General features: G+C 65.1%; 19 protein-coding genes. 9 read left to right on the top strand and 10 right to left on the bottom strand.

Annotation, left to right across the window (positions count from 1 at the left end; genetic code table 11):
- Positions 1 to 12: 12 nt before the first annotated feature.
- The 4 genes from ACN0YL_RS12075 to ACN0YL_RS12060 form a co-directional block, all read right to left on the bottom strand.
- On the bottom strand, positions 13 to 975 hold the full coding sequence (locus tag ACN0YL_RS12075) for an alpha/beta fold hydrolase (RefSeq protein ID WP_417498152.1): 963 nt from the start codon (positions 973 to 975) through the stop codon (positions 13 to 15).
- A complete protein-coding gene (locus tag ACN0YL_RS12070) occupies positions 972 to 1,826 on the bottom strand; it encodes an SDR family NAD(P)-dependent oxidoreductase (protein WP_417490598.1) in 855 nt (284 codons plus the stop codon). The genes ACN0YL_RS12075 and ACN0YL_RS12070 overlap by 4 nt, the downstream gene beginning before the upstream one ends.
- 125 nt (positions 1,827 to 1,951) lie before the next feature.
- The gene (locus ACN0YL_RS12065) at positions 1,952 to 5,161 is read right to left on the bottom strand and encodes an efflux RND transporter permease subunit (RefSeq protein WP_417498151.1); all 3,210 of its coding nucleotides are present in this window, start codon (positions 5,159 to 5,161) and stop codon (positions 1,952 to 1,954) included.
- Between the two features lie 39 nt (positions 5,162 to 5,200).
- Entirely contained in the window at positions 5,201 to 6,388 is a 1,188-nt protein-coding gene (locus ACN0YL_RS12060; RefSeq protein ID WP_417490596.1) for an efflux RND transporter periplasmic adaptor subunit, read from the bottom strand.
- A 134-nt stretch (positions 6,389 to 6,522) separates the two neighbouring features.
- Between ACN0YL_RS12060 and ACN0YL_RS12055 the strand changes: the two genes are divergently transcribed.
- The 3 genes from ACN0YL_RS12055 (at position 6,523) to ACN0YL_RS12045 (ending at position 8,477) form a co-directional block, all read left to right on the top strand.
- The gene (locus tag ACN0YL_RS12055; RefSeq protein WP_417498150.1) at positions 6,523 to 7,131 is read left to right on the top strand and encodes a TetR/AcrR family transcriptional regulator; all 609 of its coding nucleotides are present in this window, start codon (positions 6,523 to 6,525) and stop codon (positions 7,129 to 7,131) included.
- A gap of 150 nt (positions 7,132 to 7,281) precedes the next feature.
- Positions 7,282 to 7,434, top strand: a complete 153-nt coding sequence (locus ACN0YL_RS12050; protein WP_417490594.1) for a hypothetical protein — start codon at positions 7,282 to 7,284, stop codon at positions 7,432 to 7,434.
- Positions 7,434 to 8,477: a succinylglutamate desuccinylase/aspartoacylase family protein gene (locus ACN0YL_RS12045; protein WP_417498149.1), complete on the top strand. Its 1,044-nt coding sequence runs from the start codon at positions 7,434 to 7,436 to the stop codon at positions 8,475 to 8,477. Before ACN0YL_RS12050 ends, ACN0YL_RS12045 begins: the two co-directional genes overlap by 1 nt.
- Before the next feature lie 51 nt (positions 8,478 to 8,528).
- On the opposite strand, the gene ACN0YL_RS12040 is transcribed toward ACN0YL_RS12045, so the two are convergent.
- The 4 genes from ACN0YL_RS12040 to ACN0YL_RS12025 all read right to left on the bottom strand — a co-directional run bounded on the left by ACN0YL_RS12040 (position 8,529) and on the right by ACN0YL_RS12025 (position 12,056).
- Positions 8,529 to 9,296 (bottom strand): metal ABC transporter permease, encoded by a 768-nt coding sequence (locus ACN0YL_RS12040; protein ID WP_417498148.1) that lies wholly within the window; start codon positions 9,294 to 9,296, stop codon positions 8,529 to 8,531.
- A gap of 5 nt (positions 9,297 to 9,301) precedes the next feature.
- Positions 9,302 to 10,219 (bottom strand): metal ABC transporter substrate-binding protein, encoded by a 918-nt coding sequence (locus tag ACN0YL_RS12035; RefSeq protein WP_417498147.1) that lies wholly within the window; start codon positions 10,217 to 10,219, stop codon positions 9,302 to 9,304.
- Positions 10,220 to 10,236: 17 nt separating this feature from the next.
- Entirely contained in the window at positions 10,237 to 11,586 is a 1,350-nt protein-coding gene (locus ACN0YL_RS12030; protein ID WP_417498146.1) for a hypothetical protein, read from the bottom strand.
- Positions 11,587 to 11,654: 68 nt separating this feature from the next.
- Complete coding sequence (locus ACN0YL_RS12025) at positions 11,655 to 12,056, bottom strand: hypothetical protein (RefSeq protein WP_417490589.1); 402 nt, start codon at positions 12,054 to 12,056, stop codon at positions 11,655 to 11,657.
- A 185-nt stretch (positions 12,057 to 12,241) separates the two neighbouring features.
- Here ACN0YL_RS12025 and ACN0YL_RS12020 point away from each other — a divergent pair, with 185 nt between their 5' ends.
- Positions 12,242 to 14,020 carry an arylsulfatase gene (locus ACN0YL_RS12020; protein ID WP_417498145.1) on the top strand — a complete coding sequence of 593 codons (1,779 nt, stop codon included), beginning with the start codon at positions 12,242 to 12,244 and terminating at the stop codon, positions 14,018 to 14,020.
- Here ACN0YL_RS12020 and ACN0YL_RS12015 read toward each other — a convergent pair.
- Positions 14,001 to 14,636 carry a TetR/AcrR family transcriptional regulator gene (locus tag ACN0YL_RS12015; protein ID WP_417490587.1) on the bottom strand — a complete coding sequence of 212 codons (636 nt, stop codon included), beginning with the start codon at positions 14,634 to 14,636 and terminating at the stop codon, positions 14,001 to 14,003. The two genes, ACN0YL_RS12020 and ACN0YL_RS12015, sit on opposite strands and share 20 nt — an antisense overlap.
- Entirely contained in the window at positions 14,633 to 15,013 is a 381-nt protein-coding gene (locus ACN0YL_RS12010) for a hypothetical protein (RefSeq protein WP_417490586.1), read from the bottom strand. The genes ACN0YL_RS12015 and ACN0YL_RS12010 overlap by 4 nt, the downstream gene beginning before the upstream one ends.
- 116 nt (positions 15,014 to 15,129) lie before the next feature.
- Here ACN0YL_RS12010 and ACN0YL_RS12005 point away from each other — a divergent pair, with 116 nt between their 5' ends.
- Genes ACN0YL_RS12005 through ACN0YL_RS11985 form a run of 5 tightly spaced genes read left to right on the top strand, consistent with a single transcriptional unit; the run spans position 15,130 to position 20,897 of the window.
- On the top strand, positions 15,130 to 15,840 hold the full coding sequence (locus tag ACN0YL_RS12005; RefSeq protein WP_417490585.1) for a glutathione S-transferase family protein: 711 nt from the start codon (positions 15,130 to 15,132) through the stop codon (positions 15,838 to 15,840).
- Between the two features lie 3 nt (positions 15,841 to 15,843).
- Positions 15,844 to 17,499 carry a sulfatase-like hydrolase/transferase gene (locus ACN0YL_RS12000; protein WP_417498144.1) on the top strand — a complete coding sequence of 552 codons (1,656 nt, stop codon included), beginning with the start codon at positions 15,844 to 15,846 and terminating at the stop codon, positions 17,497 to 17,499.
- 2 nt (positions 17,500 to 17,501) lie between these two features.
- Positions 17,502 to 18,833 (top strand): DsbA family protein, encoded by a 1,332-nt coding sequence (locus ACN0YL_RS11995; RefSeq protein ID WP_417498143.1) that lies wholly within the window; start codon positions 17,502 to 17,504, stop codon positions 18,831 to 18,833.
- On the top strand, positions 18,830 to 19,924 hold the full coding sequence (locus ACN0YL_RS11990) for an MBL fold metallo-hydrolase (RefSeq protein WP_417498142.1): 1,095 nt from the start codon (positions 18,830 to 18,832) through the stop codon (positions 19,922 to 19,924). Before ACN0YL_RS11995 ends, ACN0YL_RS11990 begins: the two co-directional genes overlap by 4 nt.
- The gene (locus ACN0YL_RS11985; RefSeq protein WP_417498141.1) at positions 19,893 to 20,897 is read left to right on the top strand and encodes an SUMF1/EgtB/PvdO family nonheme iron enzyme; all 1,005 of its coding nucleotides are present in this window, start codon (positions 19,893 to 19,895) and stop codon (positions 20,895 to 20,897) included. The genes ACN0YL_RS11990 and ACN0YL_RS11985 overlap by 32 nt, the downstream gene beginning before the upstream one ends.
- Positions 20,898 to 20,905 lie beyond the last annotated feature (8 nt).

Raw genomic sequence — 20,905 nt, 5'->3', positions numbered from 1 at the left:
CAGGCAGCACGCCTAGCCGAAGCTCTTCTCCGCCATGCGGCGGATGAAGGCCTCGGTCGCGTCCGGCTCCGAGATCTGCACCATATGGCCGGTCCCGGCCAGCACCTCTTCATCCAGCTGCGGAATGGCGCGTCTCAGGGCGTCAAGATGAAGCCGGTGATCGAGGACGCGATCGCTATCGCCATAGATGACGCCGACCGGCATTCTCAGCTCGGCAAAGCGCGCCGTCAGAGCCGGCAGGTCAAGGGCCACTGCCTGATAATCGGTCGATGCCGCCACGAAAGCGCGCGAGCGCAGGCCGAGCAAGCCGCCACCGCGCGTGCTGAAATCGGCGGGCGCCGGATCGGGTCCGAACACAAAGGCCAGGCTCTGCTCGCCGCGGCGGATGGACATCGGCACCGCCAGCGTGGCCGCCACCGCACGGCGTACGCCCGGATTGGCGATTTTCAGCGCAGCGAACACCTTGGCGCCCTCGTCGGGCAGGGTCGTCAGCGGCGCGACCAGGGCAAGGCCGGACACAGAATCCGGATAGAGCAGACCCAGCGCCAGCGCCACGGCACCGCCGAGCGAATGGCCGACGATCAGGGGCTTCTCGATCCCCTGTGCCTCGAGCCATTCGGCGATCATCCGCGCCTGTTCAGGGATCCGCGCCTGTTCATCGCTGTCGCGTTCGGAATAGCCGCTTCCGGGACGGTCGAGCGCGATGACCCGGTACTCGCCAGCCAGGGCGCCCGTGGTGGCATAGGTGAAATTCTGCAAATGACCGGCGAGCCCGTGAATCATCACGATCGGACGCCCCTGCCCCTGGTCGAGGAAATGGATTTTCCCGCCCGCCACATCGACGATCTCGCCAACCGGCGGCATCGCCGCCTCGACCTTGCCGGCCACCATGCGCGACCAGATCCACAGACCGGCCAGGATGGCCAGCCCCAGCAGGAGCAGTGCGCCCAGGACGATCAGAATGGTCGAGGTCATGACGTTTCCCCTGTTGTTGAGTCCGCGTCCTCATGCATCGCCTTGGGGCCGATCAGGCTCCAGTAGTGCGCCGGGAAGAGGCGTTCGAAAAAGGCCATGAAATGGGCATCGCGCCCGACCAGCACACGCGGACGGCGGCGGGCGACGCCGCGAAGAATGGTCTCCGCCGCCTGCTCCGGCGGCATGACGAGGAGTTTCTCGAAGCGCGCAAGGCCCGCTTCAAGCTCGGCCTTCGACGCTCCGGCCGCATGGCGGGCATTCTTCGCGATCGAGGTCCGGATCCCGCCGGGATGGATGGTGGTGACACCGACCGAGCTGCCGGCCAGTTCATGGCGCAGCGAGTCGGAAAAGCCGCGCACGGCAAATTTGCTAGCGCTATAGGCGGTCTGGCCGGCCGGAGCGACCAGGCCAAACAAGCTGGAAATATTGGTGATATGGGCCTGGTCGGCTTCGCGCAGCAGGGGCAGGAAGGCGCGCGTCATGCGCACCACGCCCCAGAAATTGATCGACATCAGCCAGTCGAAATCGGCCTCGGACACATCCTCGAACCGGCCGCCGACGGCGACACCGGCATTGTTGAACAACAGCGCCGCACCGCCATGCGCCGCGCGCACCGCGGCGGGCAGCGCGTTGATCGCTTCCCGGTCGGAGACATCGAGATGGTGCAGGCTGACCCGGTCCGGCGCGATGTCGAGCGCTGCAGCGACCCTGTCCAGGCCCTGCTCGTCGATATCTGCCAGTGCCAGACGGCAGCCGCGCGCGGCCAGACCATGGGCCAGGGCCGCGCCGATGCCGCTCGCGGCCCCCGTTATCACCGCTGTGCGGTCAGCGAATTCGAACTGGGCTGGCATAGGCGCTCCTGGACAGATTTCCGCGACGAACACACGGATCACGCGAATACTTGCCCAAGTATGCCATCACGCCAAGCCACAAAAGCGGAAACTTCCGCCTTTCGCGATTCCGGTATGGCTTCAAATCAGACCGTGCTGTCGCCCTCATTGCCCTGGCGAGTGTCGGGGCCCTGGCCGGTATCGGGCTTTGGCAGACGTGCCGAGACCCAGCGTCCGACGACATAGAAGACCGGCGTGAAGATCAGGCCGAATATCGTCACGCCGATCATGCCGGAAAATACGGCAACGCCGAGGGCCTGGCGCATTTCCGCGCCGGCGCCGTGGGCGAAGGCCAGCGGGGTAACGCCGAGAATGAAGGCCAGCGCCGTCATCAGGATCGGGCGCAGGCGCAACCGTGCCGACATCACCGCCGCGTCTCCCGGTGACAAGTGTTCGCGGTCTTCGGACTGTTTGGCGAATTCCACCAGCAGGATGGCATTCTTGGCCGCCAGGGCGATCAGGACGATCAAGCCGACCTGGGTCAGGATATTATTGTCCATCCCGGCCAGATTGACCCCGATCATCGCAGCGAGCACGCACATCGGGACAATGAAGATCACCGCCCAAGGCAGGGTGAAGGCCTCATATTGTGCAGCCAGCACCAGGAAGACGAAGACCACGGCGAGGGCGAAGACGAACAGGCCGGAATCGCCGGCAGCGCGCTCCTGATAGGCCAGTTCGGTCCATTCATAACCAAAGCCTGGCGGCAGGGTGGCGTCGGCGATTTCTTCCATCGCCGTGAGCGAGTCGCTGCTCGACCAGCCGGGCGGTGTGCTGCCCTGCACTTCGACCGAAGGGAAAATATTATGGCGAACGACACGGATGGGACCTGAATCGGGGCTCACTGTCGCAATTGCCGAGATTGGCACCATTTCTCCCGTCAGGGAGCGCACCCGCAGCCGTCCGATATCGGCGACATCATTGCGGAATGGTGCATCGGCCTGGGCCATCACCCGGAATGTTCGACCCAGGAAGTTGAAATCATTCACATAGCTACCGCCCAGATAAATGCCGAGCGTTGTGTAGACATCCTCCGGGTCGACCCCGATGCGCTGGGCCCGGTCGCGATCAACATCCACCCGGATACGCGGGGAACTTGTGTTGAAACTGGTATAGACGCGCTGCACACGCGGATCCTGGTTGGCGGCGGCAATGACCGCATTGGCGGCATTCTGCAGGGCCTCCATGCCCTGTCCCGACCGGTCCTGGACCATGAGCTTGAAACCACCCCCATTGCCCATGCCGCGCACGGCAGGCGGGGCAATGATGAAGGCAAAGCCCTCCGGTATCACCTGGCCGAGAACGCCGGTGAGCTGCTGCGAGAGCTCGACAGCGGACATGCCCGGGCGGCCCAACCGCTCTTCATAAGGATCCAGTCCGATGAACATGGTCGCCGCGTTCGAGCCCATGGTGAAGCTGGACCCGTCCAGCCCGACAAGTGCCGCCAGTGTCTCGACGCCGTCGGTATTCAGCAGCACTTGCTGCGCGCGCTGGACAACCTCGTCGGTGCGCGCCAGCGAGGCCCCGGGCGGCAGCTGGATCACGCCGATCAGTGACCCCTGGTCCTGCTCGGGAATAAAGCCGGTCGGCGTGTCGGTCAGGCGCCAGGCGGTCAGGCCAAGCAGGGCGCCGTAGGCGATCAGCACAATCATGACCGTGCGCACCAGGCGCGCGACCGATTTGCCATAATAATTGGCCAGCCAATCAAAGCCGGCATTGAACTGGCGCCCGGCATAGCGCAGCGGCGCCATGAAACCGAGGCGGTCCTTCGCCTCGCCATCGCCATGGGGCTTGAGCAAGAGCGCACACATGGCCGGTGTCAGGGTCAGGGAGACGAATAGCGAGATCACGGCAGCCGACGCGATGGCGACGGCAAACTGGCGATAGAAAATGCCCGGAATCCCGCCCAGGAAGGCGGTCGGCACAAAGACCGAAACCAGAACGAGCGTCATGGCAACCAGCGCACCGCTGACCTCGTCCATCGACTTGCGTGAGGCATCGCGGGCGGAAAGGCCCTGGCGCATCAGCCGTTCGACATTCTCGACAACAACAATGGCGTCATCGACGACAATCCCGACCGCCAGCACCATGGCGAAGAGAGACAGGGAGTTGATGGAGAAGCCGAGAGCCAGCTGGACGGCGAAGATACCGACAATGGAGATCGGGATGGCGACGATCGGAATCAGGGCCGCGCGCCAGCTCTGCAGGAAGATGACAACGACCAGAACGACCAGGAGCACCGCTTCGATCAGCGTGCTCTGCACCGCCTCCACCGACGCCTCCACGAATTCGGTCGGGTTGTAGGGAATGATGTAGTCCATGCCCTCGGGGAAGCTGAGCGCCGCTTCCTCGATCGTATTCATCACGCGCTCGGCCGTCGCGAGGGCATTGGCTCCGGGCTGTTGCACGATCGCGATGCCGACACCGGAAACGCCGCCGAAATAGCCACGCACGAGATAGGATTCCGAGCCAAGCTCGATCCGTGCGACGTCGCTGAGACGGGTGACGGCGCCGGCGGCATCACGATGGACGACGACATCGGCAAATTCCTCGGTGCCAATCAGCCGTCCGCGGACCTGGACCGGCAACTGGAATGCCGCCGGCAGGCCTTCGGCGAAGGGGGGCTGACCGAGATTGCCGCCCGCGGCCTGGATATTCTGGGCCCGCAGGGCACCGACAATGTCGGAGGCCGTCAGGCCACGTGCTGCCGCGCGGTCCGGATCGATCCAGACGCGCATGGAGTAGCTCCCGGCACCAAAGATGCGCACATCACCCACCCCGTCCAGCCGCAGCATGCGGTCGCGAAGGTCGGAGGTGGCGTAGTTGCCGAGATAGTCGGCATCGAGTTCACCATCGAGCGAGCGCAGGGCGATCAGCAGCAGGAAGCCACTGGCCTGCGCCTGCACCGAAACACCGGTCTGGCGCACGGTATCCGGGAGCCGCGTTTCGGCCCGGTTGACCCGGTTCTGGACCAGCACCTGGGCGGTATCGATATCGGTGCCGGGCTGAAAGGTGACCGTGATGCTCGCCTGCCCGTCAGCGGTCGAAGAGGATGCCATGTAGAGCATGCCCTCGACGCCATTGATCTCCTGCTCCAGCGGCGCCGCGACCTGCGCCGCGACGTCTTCGGCCGTCGCACCGGGATAGCTGGCGCTAACCTGGATGGTCGGTGGCGCGATCTCGGGATACTGGGCCAGCGGCAATTGCGGATAGGCGAAGACGCCCATCAGCGTGGTGAATGCCGCGAGGACCAGCGCGAAAATCGGCCGGTCAATGAAGAAGTGGGAGAGGCGCATGGTGTTGATTTCCTGGTCGCGTTTGAGCGCGAGAAACGATTACTGATCGGCGGGGAAGGCACCGGATGCGGGCTGGGACTGGATCGGCACCGAAGGGCCCTGGCTGTCGATCCGGACGATCTCGACCACCTGCGGCGTGACACTGCCGCCCGGCCGGGTCCGCATCAGTCCGTTGACGACCACGCGGTCGGCCGGTGTGAGCCCGGAGGAGATCACCTGCAGATTGCCGCTCGGTGGCCCCGGGACCACGACACGCGGCTCGACAATATTCTCGGCATTGACGACATAGACGATCCGGCGCGGCCCGTCAGACAGGATGGCGGTTTGCGGAATCAACAAGGCTTCATAGAAGGCGCTGCCACCAACGCGCGCGGCCCCAAGCATGCCCGGGCGGATCAACCCGTCAGGATTGGCGACCCGGGCCCGCACCCGGATGGTGCCCGAGGCCGGATTGATGCGATTGTCGGCGAAGACGATTTCGCCAACGTGCAGATAATCGGCCTCATCCTGCAGCCGGATTTCAACGCGCGATGCGATATCGGTACGCTCGCGGCGCTGATAGCGCAGATAGACCGCTTCCGAGGCGTCGAACTCAAAATAGAGCGGGTCGGACCCGACAATTGTCGTCAGGATGTCGCCCGAGGAACTGCCGCCTGAGACGAGATTGCCCGGGTCGACCATGCGCGAAGAGGTGCGGCCCGCCGCCGGAGCTGTCACCTGGGTGAATTCAAGATTGAGCGCCGCGGCGTCGGCATTGGCGCTCGCCGATGCAACGCCCGCTTCCGCGGTTCGCAGCGCGGTGCGCCGTTGCTCGATCGTTTCCTCGGAGATCGCGCGCGAGGTCAGCAGCCGCTCGGCCCGGTCCAGATCCGCACGGGCCTGCACCAGTTGCGCTCGTGCCTGGGCCAGCTGCCCGTTCGCCGCGGCGAGCACAGCCTCAAACGGGCGCGGATCCAGTGTGAACAAAAGCTGTCCGGCTTCAACGATGGCGCCGTCCTCGAAATGCACCGCGTCGATATAGCCACTGACCCGGCTGCGCACATCGACATGTTCCGGCGAGTCAAACCGGCCCGTAAACACGTCCCAGTCGGCCACGCGCTCGGCGAGCGGAGTGGCGACATCAACCGGCGGCGCACCGGGCGCCTGTTGGGAACCACCCCCGGCGCCGCAGGCCGTCAGGGCGAGCGAAAGGCAGAGAGTGGCGGCAAATGAAGCGAGGCGAGTCATGTCTGATCCTTGGAAAGCCGGTCGGTATGCGTGCGGCCGAGGCCACAAGTCATCACCCGGTGACATTCAATGTCGGATTGGTTATGGTATGTCAACAGCCGATGACAAACCAAGTTTCGAAAGAGTCGATTTCCATGGCCAAGCCTGCCAGACCCCGTAATGCCGAAGCCACACGCGCCGCCATCCTGACCGCAGCCCGCGATTGCTTTTCGCATGAAAGCTATGACGAGGTCGGTATTCGCGACATCGCCCAGAAGGCCGGTGTCGATGCGGCGCTGATATGCCGCTATTTCGGCTCCAAGGAGGATTTGTTCGCCCAATTGCTGGAGCGCCCGGACAAACCGCTGGAAATCATCAAGCAGGGCCGCGAGGGCCTTTGCGCCCGCGTGTCGGAAATGGTCGCCAGCAAGTCCGGTGACCCGGAGGCGATCGACGACCTGCTCATGATGCTGCGCTCGGCCTCCTCGAAAACGGCCGCCGGCATCGTCCGCGAAGCCATGGTCAGGCGTTTTGACGAGCCCGTTGCACGCCTGCTTGAAGGCGAGCATTGCGAGCTGCGGGCCCGCCTGATGGGCAGCGTAATCATCGGGCTGATCGTCAGTGAACTTATCCGTGGCCCCTGGAAGGGTAGCGCCGCCATTCCTGAAGCCTTCCAGCAGCGCATCCAGGATCTGGTCCGGCTCAGCATCAGCGAGTTTCAGCCCGGCACCATCCCGGAACAACCCGGGCCAACCGGGGCCTGACCCCCTGAATCCGGTCGTGGCGGCGTCGCAGGGACAGTCCGATATCGAGTCCCCGGAAGAATCGTTTGGCATCAGGCCAGAACTCTTTCTGTCGACAGTTCTGGATTGCCATTTTAGAAGCCTGCATGAATTCAAACTCCCCCGCCCTCGATGACCCGGCCGGCGCGCCCCTTGCCCGATATGGATGGCTTTTGCGGCAACCGGTGCCGCACCAATGAGGGGGCCTGCGATGACGGCAAGATCATCGCGCTTTTGGAGAAGATGACCATGCCTGGCATAACCAAGACCATGGGTGCCCGCTGATGCCATCGCGCCCCGACTTCCGGATCGGCACGCATGATGTCGCCGCCGGCACACGCGCCACGATCGATCTGCCCGTCAGCGTGTTGTCTGATCACACCCCGGTGACGATGTCGGCGCATGTTGTTCACGGCAAGCGCGCCGGGCCGACCCTGTTCGTCAGCGCCGCCATCCATGGCGACGAGATCATCGGTGTCGAGATTGTCCGCCGTCTGCTGCGCAGCCCGGCCCTCGCCCGGCTGCGCGGGACGCTGCTCACCGTGCCGATCGTCAACACCTACGGCTTCATGTCGCATTCGCGCTATCTGCCTGACCGCCGCGATCTCAATCGCTGTTTTCCCGGCAGCACCCAGGGCTCACTCGCGGCGCGGCTGGCGCACATCTTCATGACGGAAATCGTCAAGCGCTCCGATGTCGGCATTGATCTCCATTCGGCCGCAATCAATCGCACCAATCTGCCGCAAATCCGGATTTCCCCGGCCCACCCACGCACGATGGAGCTGGCCGAAGCTTTTGGTGCCCCGCTGATCCTGACCTCGAAAACCCGTGAGGGCTCACTGCGTCACACGGCGCAGGAGGCCGGTGTCGATGTCCTGCTCTACGAAGCCGGTGAAGGCCTGCGCTTCGATGAATTTGCCATCCGGGCCGGGGTCTCCGGCATATTGCGGGTGATGCGTCAGCTGGAAATGATCAGCACCAAGACCGTCCAGCCAACCCGGACCGCGCCGATGAAATCGCGCTCGAGCGTCTGGATGCGGGCGCCTGCCGGCGGGCTGATGCGCAGCTACAAGACCATCGGTGACCAGATCTCGGCCGGTGATGTGCTCGGCGTGATTTCCGACCCGTTCGGCGAGATCGAGATCGAACTGATTGCCGAACAGAGCGGGCTGATTATCGGCCGCACCAATCTGCCTGTGGTCAATGAAGGCGATGGCCTGTTCCATATCGCCCGGCTGAGCAGCAAGGCCGATGCCGAATCCACACTCGAGGACATGGCGTCGGAACTCGATGCCGAGCCGATATTCGACGAGGACGAGATTATCTGACCGGTCACCTTGCCCGCCGGAGCCCTGGCTCCGACGGACAGGGTCCCAGGTCTAGTGTTCGACCGAGCTGACTTCGCGGCCACGGATCAGGATCGATCCCGCCATCAGCACGACAATCGCCACGACAATGACGGCGCCGGTCGGCAGGTCGAACGCGGCCGAGGCGAGCAGGCCGATGACATAGCCGGCCAGGGCAACACCATAGGCGATGGCAAGCCCGAAGCGTTCCGGCCAGAAGCGGGCCGCCAGTGCGGGTGCGATCAGAGTCGTGAAGACGAGATAGATCCCCACCAGCTGCACCGATTGCGTCACCACCAGCGCGAACAGGCCGTAAAAGCCGATCCGGCCGATGCGGTCGCGGGCCAGAAACCAGATCGCCAGCACGACAAGATACATCAAGGCGATCGGCCAGAGGCTGTCGAGCGACACCCAGAGAATCTGTCCGACCAACAGGTCCTTGAGATGTTCGCCACCATGCGGATTATTGGCCAGCAGCAGGAGCTCCACACTGGCCGCAAACACGAACAGGACGCCGATCAACGCCTCCTGCACCGATGGCCAGCGCTTCTCGGTCCAACGCAACAGCACGGCCCCCAGCATGGCGGCTGCGACAGCGGCGACCTGGACCTTCCAGCCCGAGGCATCAAAGCCGAAGGCTGCCGCTGCGGTGACACCGAGACCGGCGACCTGGGCGATCGCCAGATCGATAAAGACGATGCCGCGGGCCAATACCTGGCGCCCCATCGGCACATGGGTGGAAATGACCAGCAGCCCCGCGACCAGCGCGGGAAACAGCAGGCTGAGTTCAAGCGCCCCCATGCCGCCTACTCCTGCCCGGCGGCGGCGAGCAGCCGGCGCAGGGTTTCGTCATAGAGGCTAAACAGGTCGTCAGCGCCATCCGTGCCGCCGACCGTGAAGGGCAGTTCCACTGCGGGAATGCCCGAGCGTTCGGCGATGAAATTGGCGGGGCGGTCATCTTCGTAGGCCGCGCGGATCACCATGCGCACCGGTTGAGCCTGCAGCGTCTGGACCACTTCGGCCAGATGTCCGCTCGAAGGCGGCACGCCAGGCTGGGATTCCAGCACCGCGATGCGGTCGAGGCCGAGCCATTCCTCCAGATAGACCCAGCTCTGGTGCTGGGTCACGACCGGAAGACCCCGCAGGGGTTCCGCCGCGGTGTCCCAGCGCAGCAACGCCGCATCCCAGCGCTCGAGAAAGTCGGCGAGGCGGGCCTGATAGACGGCGGCATTGTCCGGATCGAGCTCGGCAAAGCGCTGGGCCAGCGCCCGCGCGACGATCGCGATATTGTTGGGGTCGGTCTGGATGTGCGGATTGCCCGGGGCATGGACATCGCCCTGGCCGCGGTCCAGCGATGTCGGAACCTCCAGCATGGTGACGAAGCTGGTGGCCTCGAAATTCCCCGGCTGGCCTTCGCCGATATTGCGATTGGCGGCTTGGCGCACGACCTGGGGCAACCAGCCGATCTCCAGCGTCGCGCCGGTGCAGATCAATATGTCGGCACGGCGTGCCCGGGCGATCAGGGACGGACGGGCCTGGATCTGGTGCGGATCCTGGCCGCCGGTGGTGGCGGTGTAGATATCGACGTGGTCACCGCCGATTTCCTCGGACAAGGCCCCCCATTCCGGTTCGCAGGCGAAGACCCGCAAGTCGGCGAAGGCGGGAACGGAAACGGCGAGGCTCAGCGCTGCGGCGAAGGCAGCGCCCGTGATGGTTTTACGCATGGTGCTTGTTCCTTCGATCAATAGCGGTGAGCGCTGTGCGGCCCGTAGATGACGGTGTATTGCAGCCGGAACTCGTCGTTCTCGATCGGACCGGTCTCGTCATGCGTGAACTGGGCGCGCAATCGGCCGAACTCGCTGGTGTCGAATTCGAGCAGGGCGGTCACGGCCCAGGGGTCGAGGCCACCGGCATCCAGCGTCGAACCCGTCAGTGCCGCCGGGACACTGTCCGGGGTCATCGCGGCATAGCGCACCCCGGCACTCCAGCGGCGACGGAATTGATACACCCCCTGGGCATACCAGCCACTGCGGTCGAGATTGACCGCAACGGCGTCGTAATCACCATCCATGTTGTCGAAGAAGTATTCGCCGGACAGGGTGAGATTGCGGTCGCGGCGATTGCCGCCCGGTGCCCACTTGTAGACCAGCGAGAGAATGCCCAGCGTCTCATTGCCGGTGAAGAGCGCACCGTCGATGTCGCGGTCCTCGGCATCGGCATTCATGTACGACGCGGAAGCCAGCCAGCTGGAGCTGTCACCGAGATCCCCGCCCGTGCGCACCCACACGGCCTGGGCGCCGGCACCACCATTGGCGGCACCGCCAGCGGGGAAGCTGTCACCCTTGTAGAGCTCGGCGCCGAACTCGACATACTGGTCGAGCGGGGCGAGCCAGCGCATCTGGACGCCATCATCACCATACTGGCCGCCAAGGAAGGCCCGATAGGGCAAGGGCTGGTCGGAGAAGGACCAGTTGTGGCCGTGCACCTCGTTGAGATAGCCGATGCCCGAGAACAGACGTCCGCCGCGCAGCGTGACACCGCCGCCCAATGCTGTGGTCTGGATATAGGCTTCCTCGACTTCCGCCTCGCCCTCAGGCGTCAGGGCGAAGGTGAGATTGCCGTAGAGGCTCGGATCGATATTGGCCGTCAGCACAACTTCGGACTCGCCGAGATTGAAGCCGCGTTCGGGGCGGCCAGCCTCCTCGTCCAGCGAGAAGCCGGGCATGCCGACGCCATCCGGGTCTTCGCTGCTGGCGGTGTACTGCCCGTTGAGCACCACAGAGATCGCCGGATTGAAGGCATTGTCACCCGTGCGGGCCGGGGTCGGCGCGGCAATGGTCTGGCGAGGCACCGGGACGGTCGCGGGAGCTACCGCGACGGCGCGCTGGGCCGAATTGGCCGTCGCCTCGGCGCTGGCGGCGCGGCGCTCCGCCTCGGCGAGGCGGGCCTCGAGGTCGGAAATCCGGGATTGGTATTCGCTCCGCATCGCGTCGATTTCCGCACGGATCGATGACAGATCATCATCGGCGAAAGCGGGGCTGCAAATACTCGTCAGGCCGGCAAGGGCGGCCGCGTTCATTAGTCGTCTCATGGACAGACTCCATCAAAAGCTGGAACAGGCCGCCCTCGCCCGGATCGGGCGCTGCGGCAGATCGGCAGTCAGGCGTGGAGTGAAGGCGGTGGTCCGCGGACGCGCCAGACACTGCCGGGCGGCGCACGTGGCCGGGCCTGATGGAGAACAGGGCGTGCGGCGATGGAGACCGTAAACGGCATCGACAGGCCTGCCTGCGTCCCGGGCAGGATCGAGACGGCCTCGATCGAGGACTGGCAGAGCTTGCATTGCGCGGCCGGGGGCGAATTGCCCGGTATTGGCGCATCTGATCCCGCGACAGCAGTCGGGCTGGTATAGGCCGGCTCGAATTCCTGATAGTGAGCGTTGCGGTGCGCCAGGGCCGCCGCTCCCTGCAGACTCATCAGCAGGACCGCGACCAGGCCAAGTCCAACCCGCCGCCAATCGGGCAGTGAAGCCGGATTGCGATGATGACTCTGAGGCAGGCGCATGAGCTTCCAAGTCTCCTTCAGAGACAGGATGCCATCGATACAAGATAACGTCACATTACGTAACCGACAGGATGTCGCATCCCGGCTCCGCGAGGCGCGCCCGGTCGCTCGCCGATTGCGTCCGGCCAACTAATGTCATAGTGTGTGCCAGAAGAATTTTGTGGCCGTGACGGGGGACGGGGAGCATGGGGGCGAACGCGAAGGGAATGCTGGCCGGAATCGGCTTCGTCGCCGCAATGCTGACGGCACCGAGTGCACTGGCACAGCCTGCCGCCATGGTGTCTGCGGAACGCCCGAATTTCGTGCTCGTTCTGGTCGATGATGCGGCCTACATGGATTTTGGAATCTATGGCGGCGAAGCCCGCACACCGGTGATCGACCGGCTGGCCCGGCGCGGCATGATGTTTTCCAATTACCGGTCCTCCCCACTGTGTGCGCCCTCGCGGGCCATGCTGCTGACCGGTCTCGACAACCACCGCACCGGCCTGGCGACCATCCCTGAAGTCCTGCCACCGGAACATCGCGGCCAGCCCGGCTATGGCATGAGCCTCGAACCCGGCGTAGTGACTGTTGCCGACCGGCTGCAGGCGGCCGGATACCGCACCTACATGACCGGCAAATGGCATCTCGGCCATGACGAGGGCGCCCTGCCCGACGCCCATGGTTTCAACCGCTCCTTCGTGCTCGACGCCTCCGGCGCCGATAATTGGGACGAGACGCCCTACATGCCCTATTACCGCACCGCCGACTGGTTCGAGGACGGGCAACGCACACATCTGCCGGACGAGTTCTACTCCTCGCAATTCCTCGTCGACCGGATGATTGACTATATCGACACCGGTGCCGGCAGCGACGACCCCTTCTTCGCCTATCTCGCCTTTCAGGCCATTCACATCCCGGTGCAGGCGCCGCGCGAATTCACAGACCATTATGCCGACACCTACAGCGAAGGCTGGGAATCGCTGCGCCAGGCCCGCACCCGCCGTGCGATTGCGCTCGGCCTTGTGCCGGAGACCACCGAGGCGATGCCCCTGCCCGAGCCGATGCGGGCCTGGACCGACCTTTCCGAGGCTGATCGGGCCCTCTATGCCCGGTCGATGGCCGTCAATGCCGGCATGCTCGAAGCGATGGACCACCATCTCGGACGCCTGGTCGAACATCTCGAGGCGACGGGCCAGTTCGACAATACCATCTTCATCATCACCTCGGACAACGGCCCGGAACCCAGCAATCCGGTCGCCGAGCCGGGTTTCACGACCTGGATGTCTCTGCACGGCTACAGCCGTGAGCTCGAAAACCTCGGCGAAAGAGGCAGCTATGCCTTCATCGGTCCCGAATGGGCGATGGCCGCTGCCGCCCCCTTCAACCTGTTCAAATTCTATGTCTCCGAAGGCGGGCTGCGCGTCCCCTTCGTGATCGCCGGCCCCGGCATCGAGGCCGGGGGCAGCAGCGCCGCCGCGGGCTTTGTCACCGATGTCACACCGACAATCCTGGACCTGGCCGGGCTGTCCGACGACACACAAGCGCTGACCGGCCGCAGCCTGCGCCAAGTCATCTCCGGCGAATCCCCGACCGCCTACCAGCCTCACGAGGCAATCGGCTTCGAGGTCTCGGGCAATTCAGCGCTGTTCCGGGGCGATTACAAACTGGTGCGCAACATGCCGCCCTGGGGCGATGGCGGCTGGCAGTTATTCGATCTTTCGCTGGACCCGGGCGAAACGCGTGACCTGGCCGGCGATCGCCCGGATGTCCTGGCCAGCATGCTGGCGGACTACAATATCTACGCGGCGACAAACGGGGTGCTGGAGCTGCCGGACAATTACGATATCCACAACCAGATCACCATCAACGCACTCAAACGCCAGCTCGAATTCTACGGCTGGCAACTCGCGCTGGTGCTGGTCTTTGGTCTCGGGGCGATTGCGGCCGGTATTCGCTGGTGGTTCAGCCGCCGGCGTCAATAGGCACCGGGCCGGCATCAGGGCCGGCGTCAAAGATCGCCAGCGCCGCTGCCAGCATCACTCCGGCCGCAGCCTCGGGCGTCAGGCCCTGGTCGGCGCGCAGCCGGCGCCAGAAGTCGAAACAGGTCGTCGCCGACAGCGCCTCGAAGGTTTGCGGGTCGAGAGCATTGTCCGGATTGACGGCCGCAACCAGGCGCTCACGCTCCATTGCGACCAGGAAGGCATGGTCGCCCTGCAGCGCCGGCGAGCCGTGCCGCCGGGCTTCGGCCGCGAGACGAAACGGGGTCATGTCTTCGAACATCGAGGCGCGATTGCCCACCACCCCCCGCAGACGCTCGCGCCGGTCCGGCGTCGACAGGTCGAGCTGGGCCCGAGGCAGGAATTCGCGATGCAGGGCGTGAATGATTTCCCGGTTGAGCGATTCCATATCCTGGAAACAGCGAAACACCGTGCGCGGGCTGACCTCGGCCCGCTCCGCGACCGCATGCGCGCTGGGCGAGACCACGCCGCTGCGCACCAGCTCGAGCAGGGCGGTGACAATACGGGCGCGGCTGGCGGCGCGCCGGCGCTTGCGGCCGTCGGTCGACAGGCCTGCCGGTTGGGGAGCGGTTGCGGTCACACGGCGCTCCGCATTTTCCAGCGGCCGAGGAGAAGCACAAGCAGCAGTCCGAAATCGGCGGCGAACAACGGTGCCGCCGCCAACCCGCCCTCATCAAGCACCATGCCGAGGATCCGGCCACCGAGCAGCAACAACACCCAGATGATCGGGATCGCCAGCTTGTTGCCATCACCGGCCAGGGCCGCCCGGGCCACCAGGCCCCCAACCAGCAGCAGGGAGGCGCCGGCATCGCCGCGCAGGAAGTTGATGCCGACGGCGCTTTCAGCGCTCAGGCCCAGCGGGGCCATCGGCACGTCAGGCATGAGCAGAAAACCGGCCCCCAGCGACAAAAGCACGAGGGCGGACAGGGCGACGAGCGCTCTCAGGACTAGCTGCATGTTCGATTCCGATCTTCGGGTTGGCATCCATCGCAAACAATTGACGCATAGTGTGACATATCATACCGTCATTTGAAACCACCGGCCTTGTCAAATGCCGGGGTAGGGAGCGGGACATGATCGACCTTTACACATCAGCCACGCCGAACGGCTGGAAAGCCTCGGTATTGCTGGAAGAACTGGGCCTGCCCTACACGGTCCATGCCATCGAGCTGATGCAGGGTGAACAGAAGACTCCCGCCTTCCTCGCGATGAATCCCAATGGCCGCATCCCGGTGATTGTCGATCGCGAGGCCGATGATTTCACCGTGTTCGAAAGCGGCGCGATCATGATCTATCTCGCCGAAAAGACCGGAAAGCTGCTCCCGGCCGACCCGAAGGGGCGCTCGCGCGTCATCCAGTGGCTGATGTTCCAGATGGGCGGGCTCGGCCCGATGATGGGTCAGGCCAATGTGTTCTACCGCTATATGCCGGAAAAGATCGATGTCGCGATCAAGCGCTACCAGGGCGAGACAGCGCGCCTGCTCGGCGTGCTCGATGGCCAGCTGGCCAAGCATGAATATCTCGCCGGTGAATACTCGATCGCCGATATCGCCAACTGGTGCTGGGCGCGCACGGCTGCCTGGTCCGGAGTCGAGCTGGAACCCTTCACCCATGTCCAGCGCTGGATCGACCGGATCGCGCAGCGTCCGGCCGCCGCGGCTGGCATCCGGGTGCCCTATGACCTCGCGGAAATGCTGGCGAAGAACAAGGGCGCCGAAAGCGCCGCCGAAACCTTCGCGAAGAATGCCCGCTCGATCGTCAATACCGGTGAGGATCGGAGCTAGATCATGACAAAGCGGTTGTGGGTCCCCCTTCTCGTTTTCGTCGCCGTACTTGGCGCCGCCTACGGCACTTTCCTGCACTACCGGATCGCCCTTCCCGGCATCATCAACCGTCTACGGGACCCAGTCATGGAGACGCAGCCGGTGGTGTGGGAGCAAGGCCCGCAAATACCTGACGCGCCCGCGTCCGAGCGCCAGCCCAATATCATTGTCATCCTGGTCGACGATCTCGGCATCAATGATATCTCGACCTTCGGCGGCGGTGTCGCCGGCGGCTTGCTGCAAACGCCGAATATCGATGCCCTCGCCGCGCGCGGCGCCATTTTCACCAATGGCTATGCCGGCAATGCAACCTGCGCCCCCTCACGGGCAGCGATCATGACCGGCCGCTTTGCCACCCGCTTCGGCTTCGAGTTCACGCCCGCCCCGGTCGCGTTCCACCGGCTGCTCGGCTCGTTTGATTACGGTCCACAGGAAGCCGTCTACCATGCCGAGCGCGAAAGCCAGACGATCCCGCTGGACGAGCAGGGCCTGCCATCGAGCGAGATCACCATGGCCGAACTCCTGCGCGAGCGGGGCTACCACACCCTGTTCTTCGGCAAGTGGCATCTGGGTGCGGCGGAGGCCTTCCGGCCGCAAAACCAGGGCTTCGACGAATGGCTGGGTTTCCTGCCCGGCGCGGCCCTGTTCATGGATGTCGACGATCCCGAAGTCGTCAACTCGATCCATGATTTCGATCCGATCGACCAGTTTATCTGGCCCAATCTCGACTTCGCCGTGCGCCATAATGGCGGCCCGCGCTTTCATCCTGATCGCTACATGACCGATTATCTGGCCGACAACGCCGTCGCGGCGATCGAGGCCAATGCCAACCGGCCCTTCTTCATGTATTTCGCCCTCAACGCGCCGCACACGCCGCTGCAGGCCCTGCGTTCTGACTATGAGGCCCTGCCGCAGATCGAGGACCATCGGCTACGCGTCTATGCCGCAATGATCCGGGCAGCGGATCGCGCCGTCGGCGAGATCACGGCGGCGCTGGAAGAGCAGGGTCTGGCCGACAATACGCTGATCGTCTTCTCCAGTGATAATGGCGGTGCCAGCTATATCGGCTTCCCGGAAATCAACGCACCCTATCGCGGCTGGAAGGCGAGCTTTTTCGAGGGCGGTATTCGCGTGCCGATGTTCGTGAACTGGCCGGCGCGGATTCCCGCGGGCTCGGTCGTTGAGGCCCCGGCAACCCATGTCGACATCTTTGCCACCGCCGCCACGGCGGCCGGCGCGGCCTTGCCGCAGGACCGGACGATGGACGGTGTCGATCTGCTGCCGCTGATCGACCCCGATGCCGCTTCAGACCCCGGGCGTGACCTGTTCTGGCGCTCGGACCAGTATCGCGTGCTGCTCCGCGATGGCTGGAAGCTGCAGATCTCCGAACTGCCGCCCCGGACCTGGTTGTTCAATCTCAATGAGGACCCGACCGAGCAGGTCAATCTCGCCGAGGATGAACCGGAACGCTTGGCCGTCATGACCGCTGCGCTCAATGCACTGAACGCCGAACAGGCCGAGCCCATCTGGCCAAGCCTGGTGGCTCCTCCGGTCTATATCGACCGCAATATCCTCGAGGTGAAAACCGAAGACGATGAATTCATCAACTGGGCGAATTAGGGATGGGGATACGGGTCTGGCTGAGACGGGAAGTCTACCGCGCGCTGACAAGTCCGCATCGGCGCGAACGCCGTCGCCAGCGCGCTGAAGCCAAGCGGCAACGGCTCGGGGAGCCGCACCGCGTCCATTATTTCCATCGCCCGGAAGATCCGGTCTGCGCCCTGATGGCACCGCTGGCCGCGGGGCTGTGCGAGCGTTTCGACATCGAGCTTGAAGTCCATCTCGTGGCGCCACCCGCAGCGGACGTCAATCCCGATCCCGCGCGCCTGCCCGGCCATGCCCGGCGTGACACGGCGGCCCTGGCGCGTCGATATGATCTGCCTTTCACCGACCCCGGGCATGAGCCGGACACCGAACTCGCAGCGCGCGCCGCCCGGATTATCACCGCGGCGCTGGGCAATGGTGATGCCATCCAGGCGGCGATCGCGACCGGCGAGGCGCTCTGGCGCCGCGACGACGCCGGAATGACGGCCGCCGCAGCCGGCTTTGGCGAGGCGAAGACGAAAGCCACCGCCCTGGCCACGCAAAGTGGCACGGCCCTGCGCGATCAGCTCGGCCATTTCCAGAGCGGCACGCTGTATTATGCCGGCGAATGGTATTGGGGCGCCGACCGGCTGCACTATCTCGAGACGCGTCTGGCCGGACTCGGGGCGAACCGCGCAGGCGAGACCCCAGCATCGCTCGCCCCGCCACCGCTGGAAATCCGGAAGAGCGGCGATTGCAATGGTGCCGTGCTCGAGATCTACCCCTCGCTGCGCAGCCCCTACACCTATCTCGCCATGGAGCGCGCCTTCGCGCTGGCCGACCGCTGGAATGCGCGGGCCGAGATCCGCTTCGTGCTGCCAATGGTGATGCGGAGCCTGCCGGTGCCGCGCCGCAAGGGCGTGTATTTCATGCTCGATGCCAAACGCGAGGCCGAACGCCTCGGCCTGCCGTTTGGCGATGTCTGTGACCCGCTCGGCCGTCCGACCGAACGCGGCCTCGCCGTCCTGCACCATGCGATGCAACAGGGCGAGGCCCAGGGCCGCGCCTTCCTGCTGAGCTTCCTGCGCGGTGTCTGGGCCGAGGGCGTTGATGCCGGATCCGATCTCGGCCTGCGCCGGCTCGTGGAGCGCGCCGGCCTCGACTGGAGCGCCGCCCGGGCGGCACTCGAAGACGACGCCTGGCGCGAGATTGCGGAAGCCAATCGCGAGCGCCTGCTCGAACTGGGCCTGTGGGGCGTGCCCTCTTTCCATACCGGCGAGCTCGCCGTCTGGGGGCAGGACCGCCTGTGGCAGGTCGAGGACGAACTCTCACGGCAGGCAGAACCGCAGGCGATGGAACAACGACAATGACAACCCTCAAACGCGCCCTGTTCGCAATCCTGGCCCTCGCCCTCGTGCTGGCCGGCCTGGCCGCCCTGTTCCAGTCCCGCTTGGCAACCGCGCTGTATGAGCGCCGTGTCGATCGCCAAATGTCACTCGACCGGATCGGATCCCTTCCCGACGGGCTGCACCTGGCTTTCTGCGGCACCGGCTCGCCCCTGCCCGATCCATCACGCGCGCCAAGCTGCGCCGTTGTGATCGCCGGTGACCGGTTGTTCGTGGTCGATTCCGGTGCCGGCTCGGTGACAAACCTCCTGCTGATGGGCCTGCCGGCTGGCGAGATCGAAGCCGTCCTGCTGACGCATTTTCACTCCGACCATATCGGCGGCCTCGGCGATCTCGCCCTGCAGCGCTGGATCGGGACCGGACATACGGACCCCTTGCCGGTGATGGGACCGGGGGGCGTCGATGACATCATCGCGGGTTTCAACCTGGCCTATGGCCTCGATGCGACCTACCGCACCGGCCATCACGGCGAGGGCATTGCCCCGCCATCCGGCTTCGGCATGGTGGCGCAACCCTTCGAGACCACCGGGTTCGAACGGACAGCGCCGGTGAAACTGCTTGAAAATGGCGGACTCACCATCTGGGCCGTCGCCGTTGACCACGCCCCGGCGAGCCCTGCCGTGGCCTATCGCTTCGACTATCTTGGCCGCTCTCTGGTCATCAGTGGCGATCTGGTGGCCGACAACTCGCCCGGTTTCCAGGCCCTCGCGGCGGCGTCAGACCTGCTCGTCGTCGAGGCGCTGCAACCGCGCCTGCTCGATATCATCAATGATGGCGCCCGCCGGCTCGGCAATGACCGGCTCGATACGATCATGACCGATATCCGCGACTACCACACGACACCGGAACAGGCCGCGGCCGCAGCCAGTCTGGCCCAGGCCCGCGCGCTGGTGCTCACGCATGTCGTGCCCGCCGTGCCAAGCCGCAGCCTCAATGCTGCCTTTCTCGGCGATGCCCCGGCAGGCTATTCCGGGCCGATCCGCGTCGCTGAAGATGGCATGGTCGTCAGCCTGCCGGCCGGCGATGACAGTATTTCCTTCCAGGTCTGGCGTTGAGGCGGGGGAGCCGGTGATGCAGGTCTGGAAACTGGGTTCCGTTGCCGTGCTGCTGGCCACGGCCGGCGTGGCCACGCTGCTCCTGCTACCGCGCCAGGGATCCGTGCCGACAGCCACGCCGATCCGGCAGTGCGACAGCCTTGCTGCCGACGACCGCATCCAGGTTGCGGCCGGCCGGTACGAGATCGGGGCGCCGCGCCAGTATCGGGAAGAGACGGGGCCATTGCAGGTCGAGACCGCTGGCTTCCGGATCGACCGGCACGAGGTCACCAATGCCCAGTTCGCCCGCTTCGTCGCAGAGACCGGCTATGTCACCATCGCCGAACAGGACCCTGACCCGGCCGCCTATCCCGGGATCGACCCGGCGGCACTGGTGGCGGGTTCTGCCGTATTCGGCGTCAGCGCCGGTGAGGGCTATTGGTGGAGCTTCGTCCCCGGTGCGTCATGGCGCGCGCCTTATGGCCCGGGCAGTTCCATCGAAGGGCTGGAGTCCTATCCGGTCGTCCACATCGCCTATGCCGATGCCCTCGCCTATGCCCACTGGGCCGGCGGCGAACTGCCCAGCGAGACCGAATGGGAAATCGCGGCACGCGCCGGCGCGGCCGGGCATGAGTTCGAATGGGGCGATGAATTCCGGCCTGGTGGCGAATGGCGCGCCAATAGCTGGCAGGGCCCCTTCCCGGTGATCGATACCGGCGATGACGGCTTCGCCGGCCTCGCACCGGTGGGATGTTATCCGCCCAATGATCTCGGCCTGGTCGACATGACCGGCAATGTCTGGGAATGGACCTCCAGCCCGTTCAGCGCCGACCCGGCGACAGGCACGATTCGCGGCGGCTCCTATCTGTGCGCGCCGAACTTTTGCGCCCGCTTCCGGCCGGCCGCGCGCCAGGCCCAGGAATGGGACTTCTCAGCCTCGCATATCGGCTTTCGCACCATCAGCCGCGATCCCGCGCCTGCACCGCAACCCTGATCGCCCGG

This window comes from Maricaulis sp., from assembly GCF_048269565.1.
GTDB lineage: Bacteria > Pseudomonadota > Alphaproteobacteria > Caulobacterales > Maricaulaceae > Maricaulis.
This window is presented reverse-complemented; position numbering and strand designations above follow the sequence as displayed.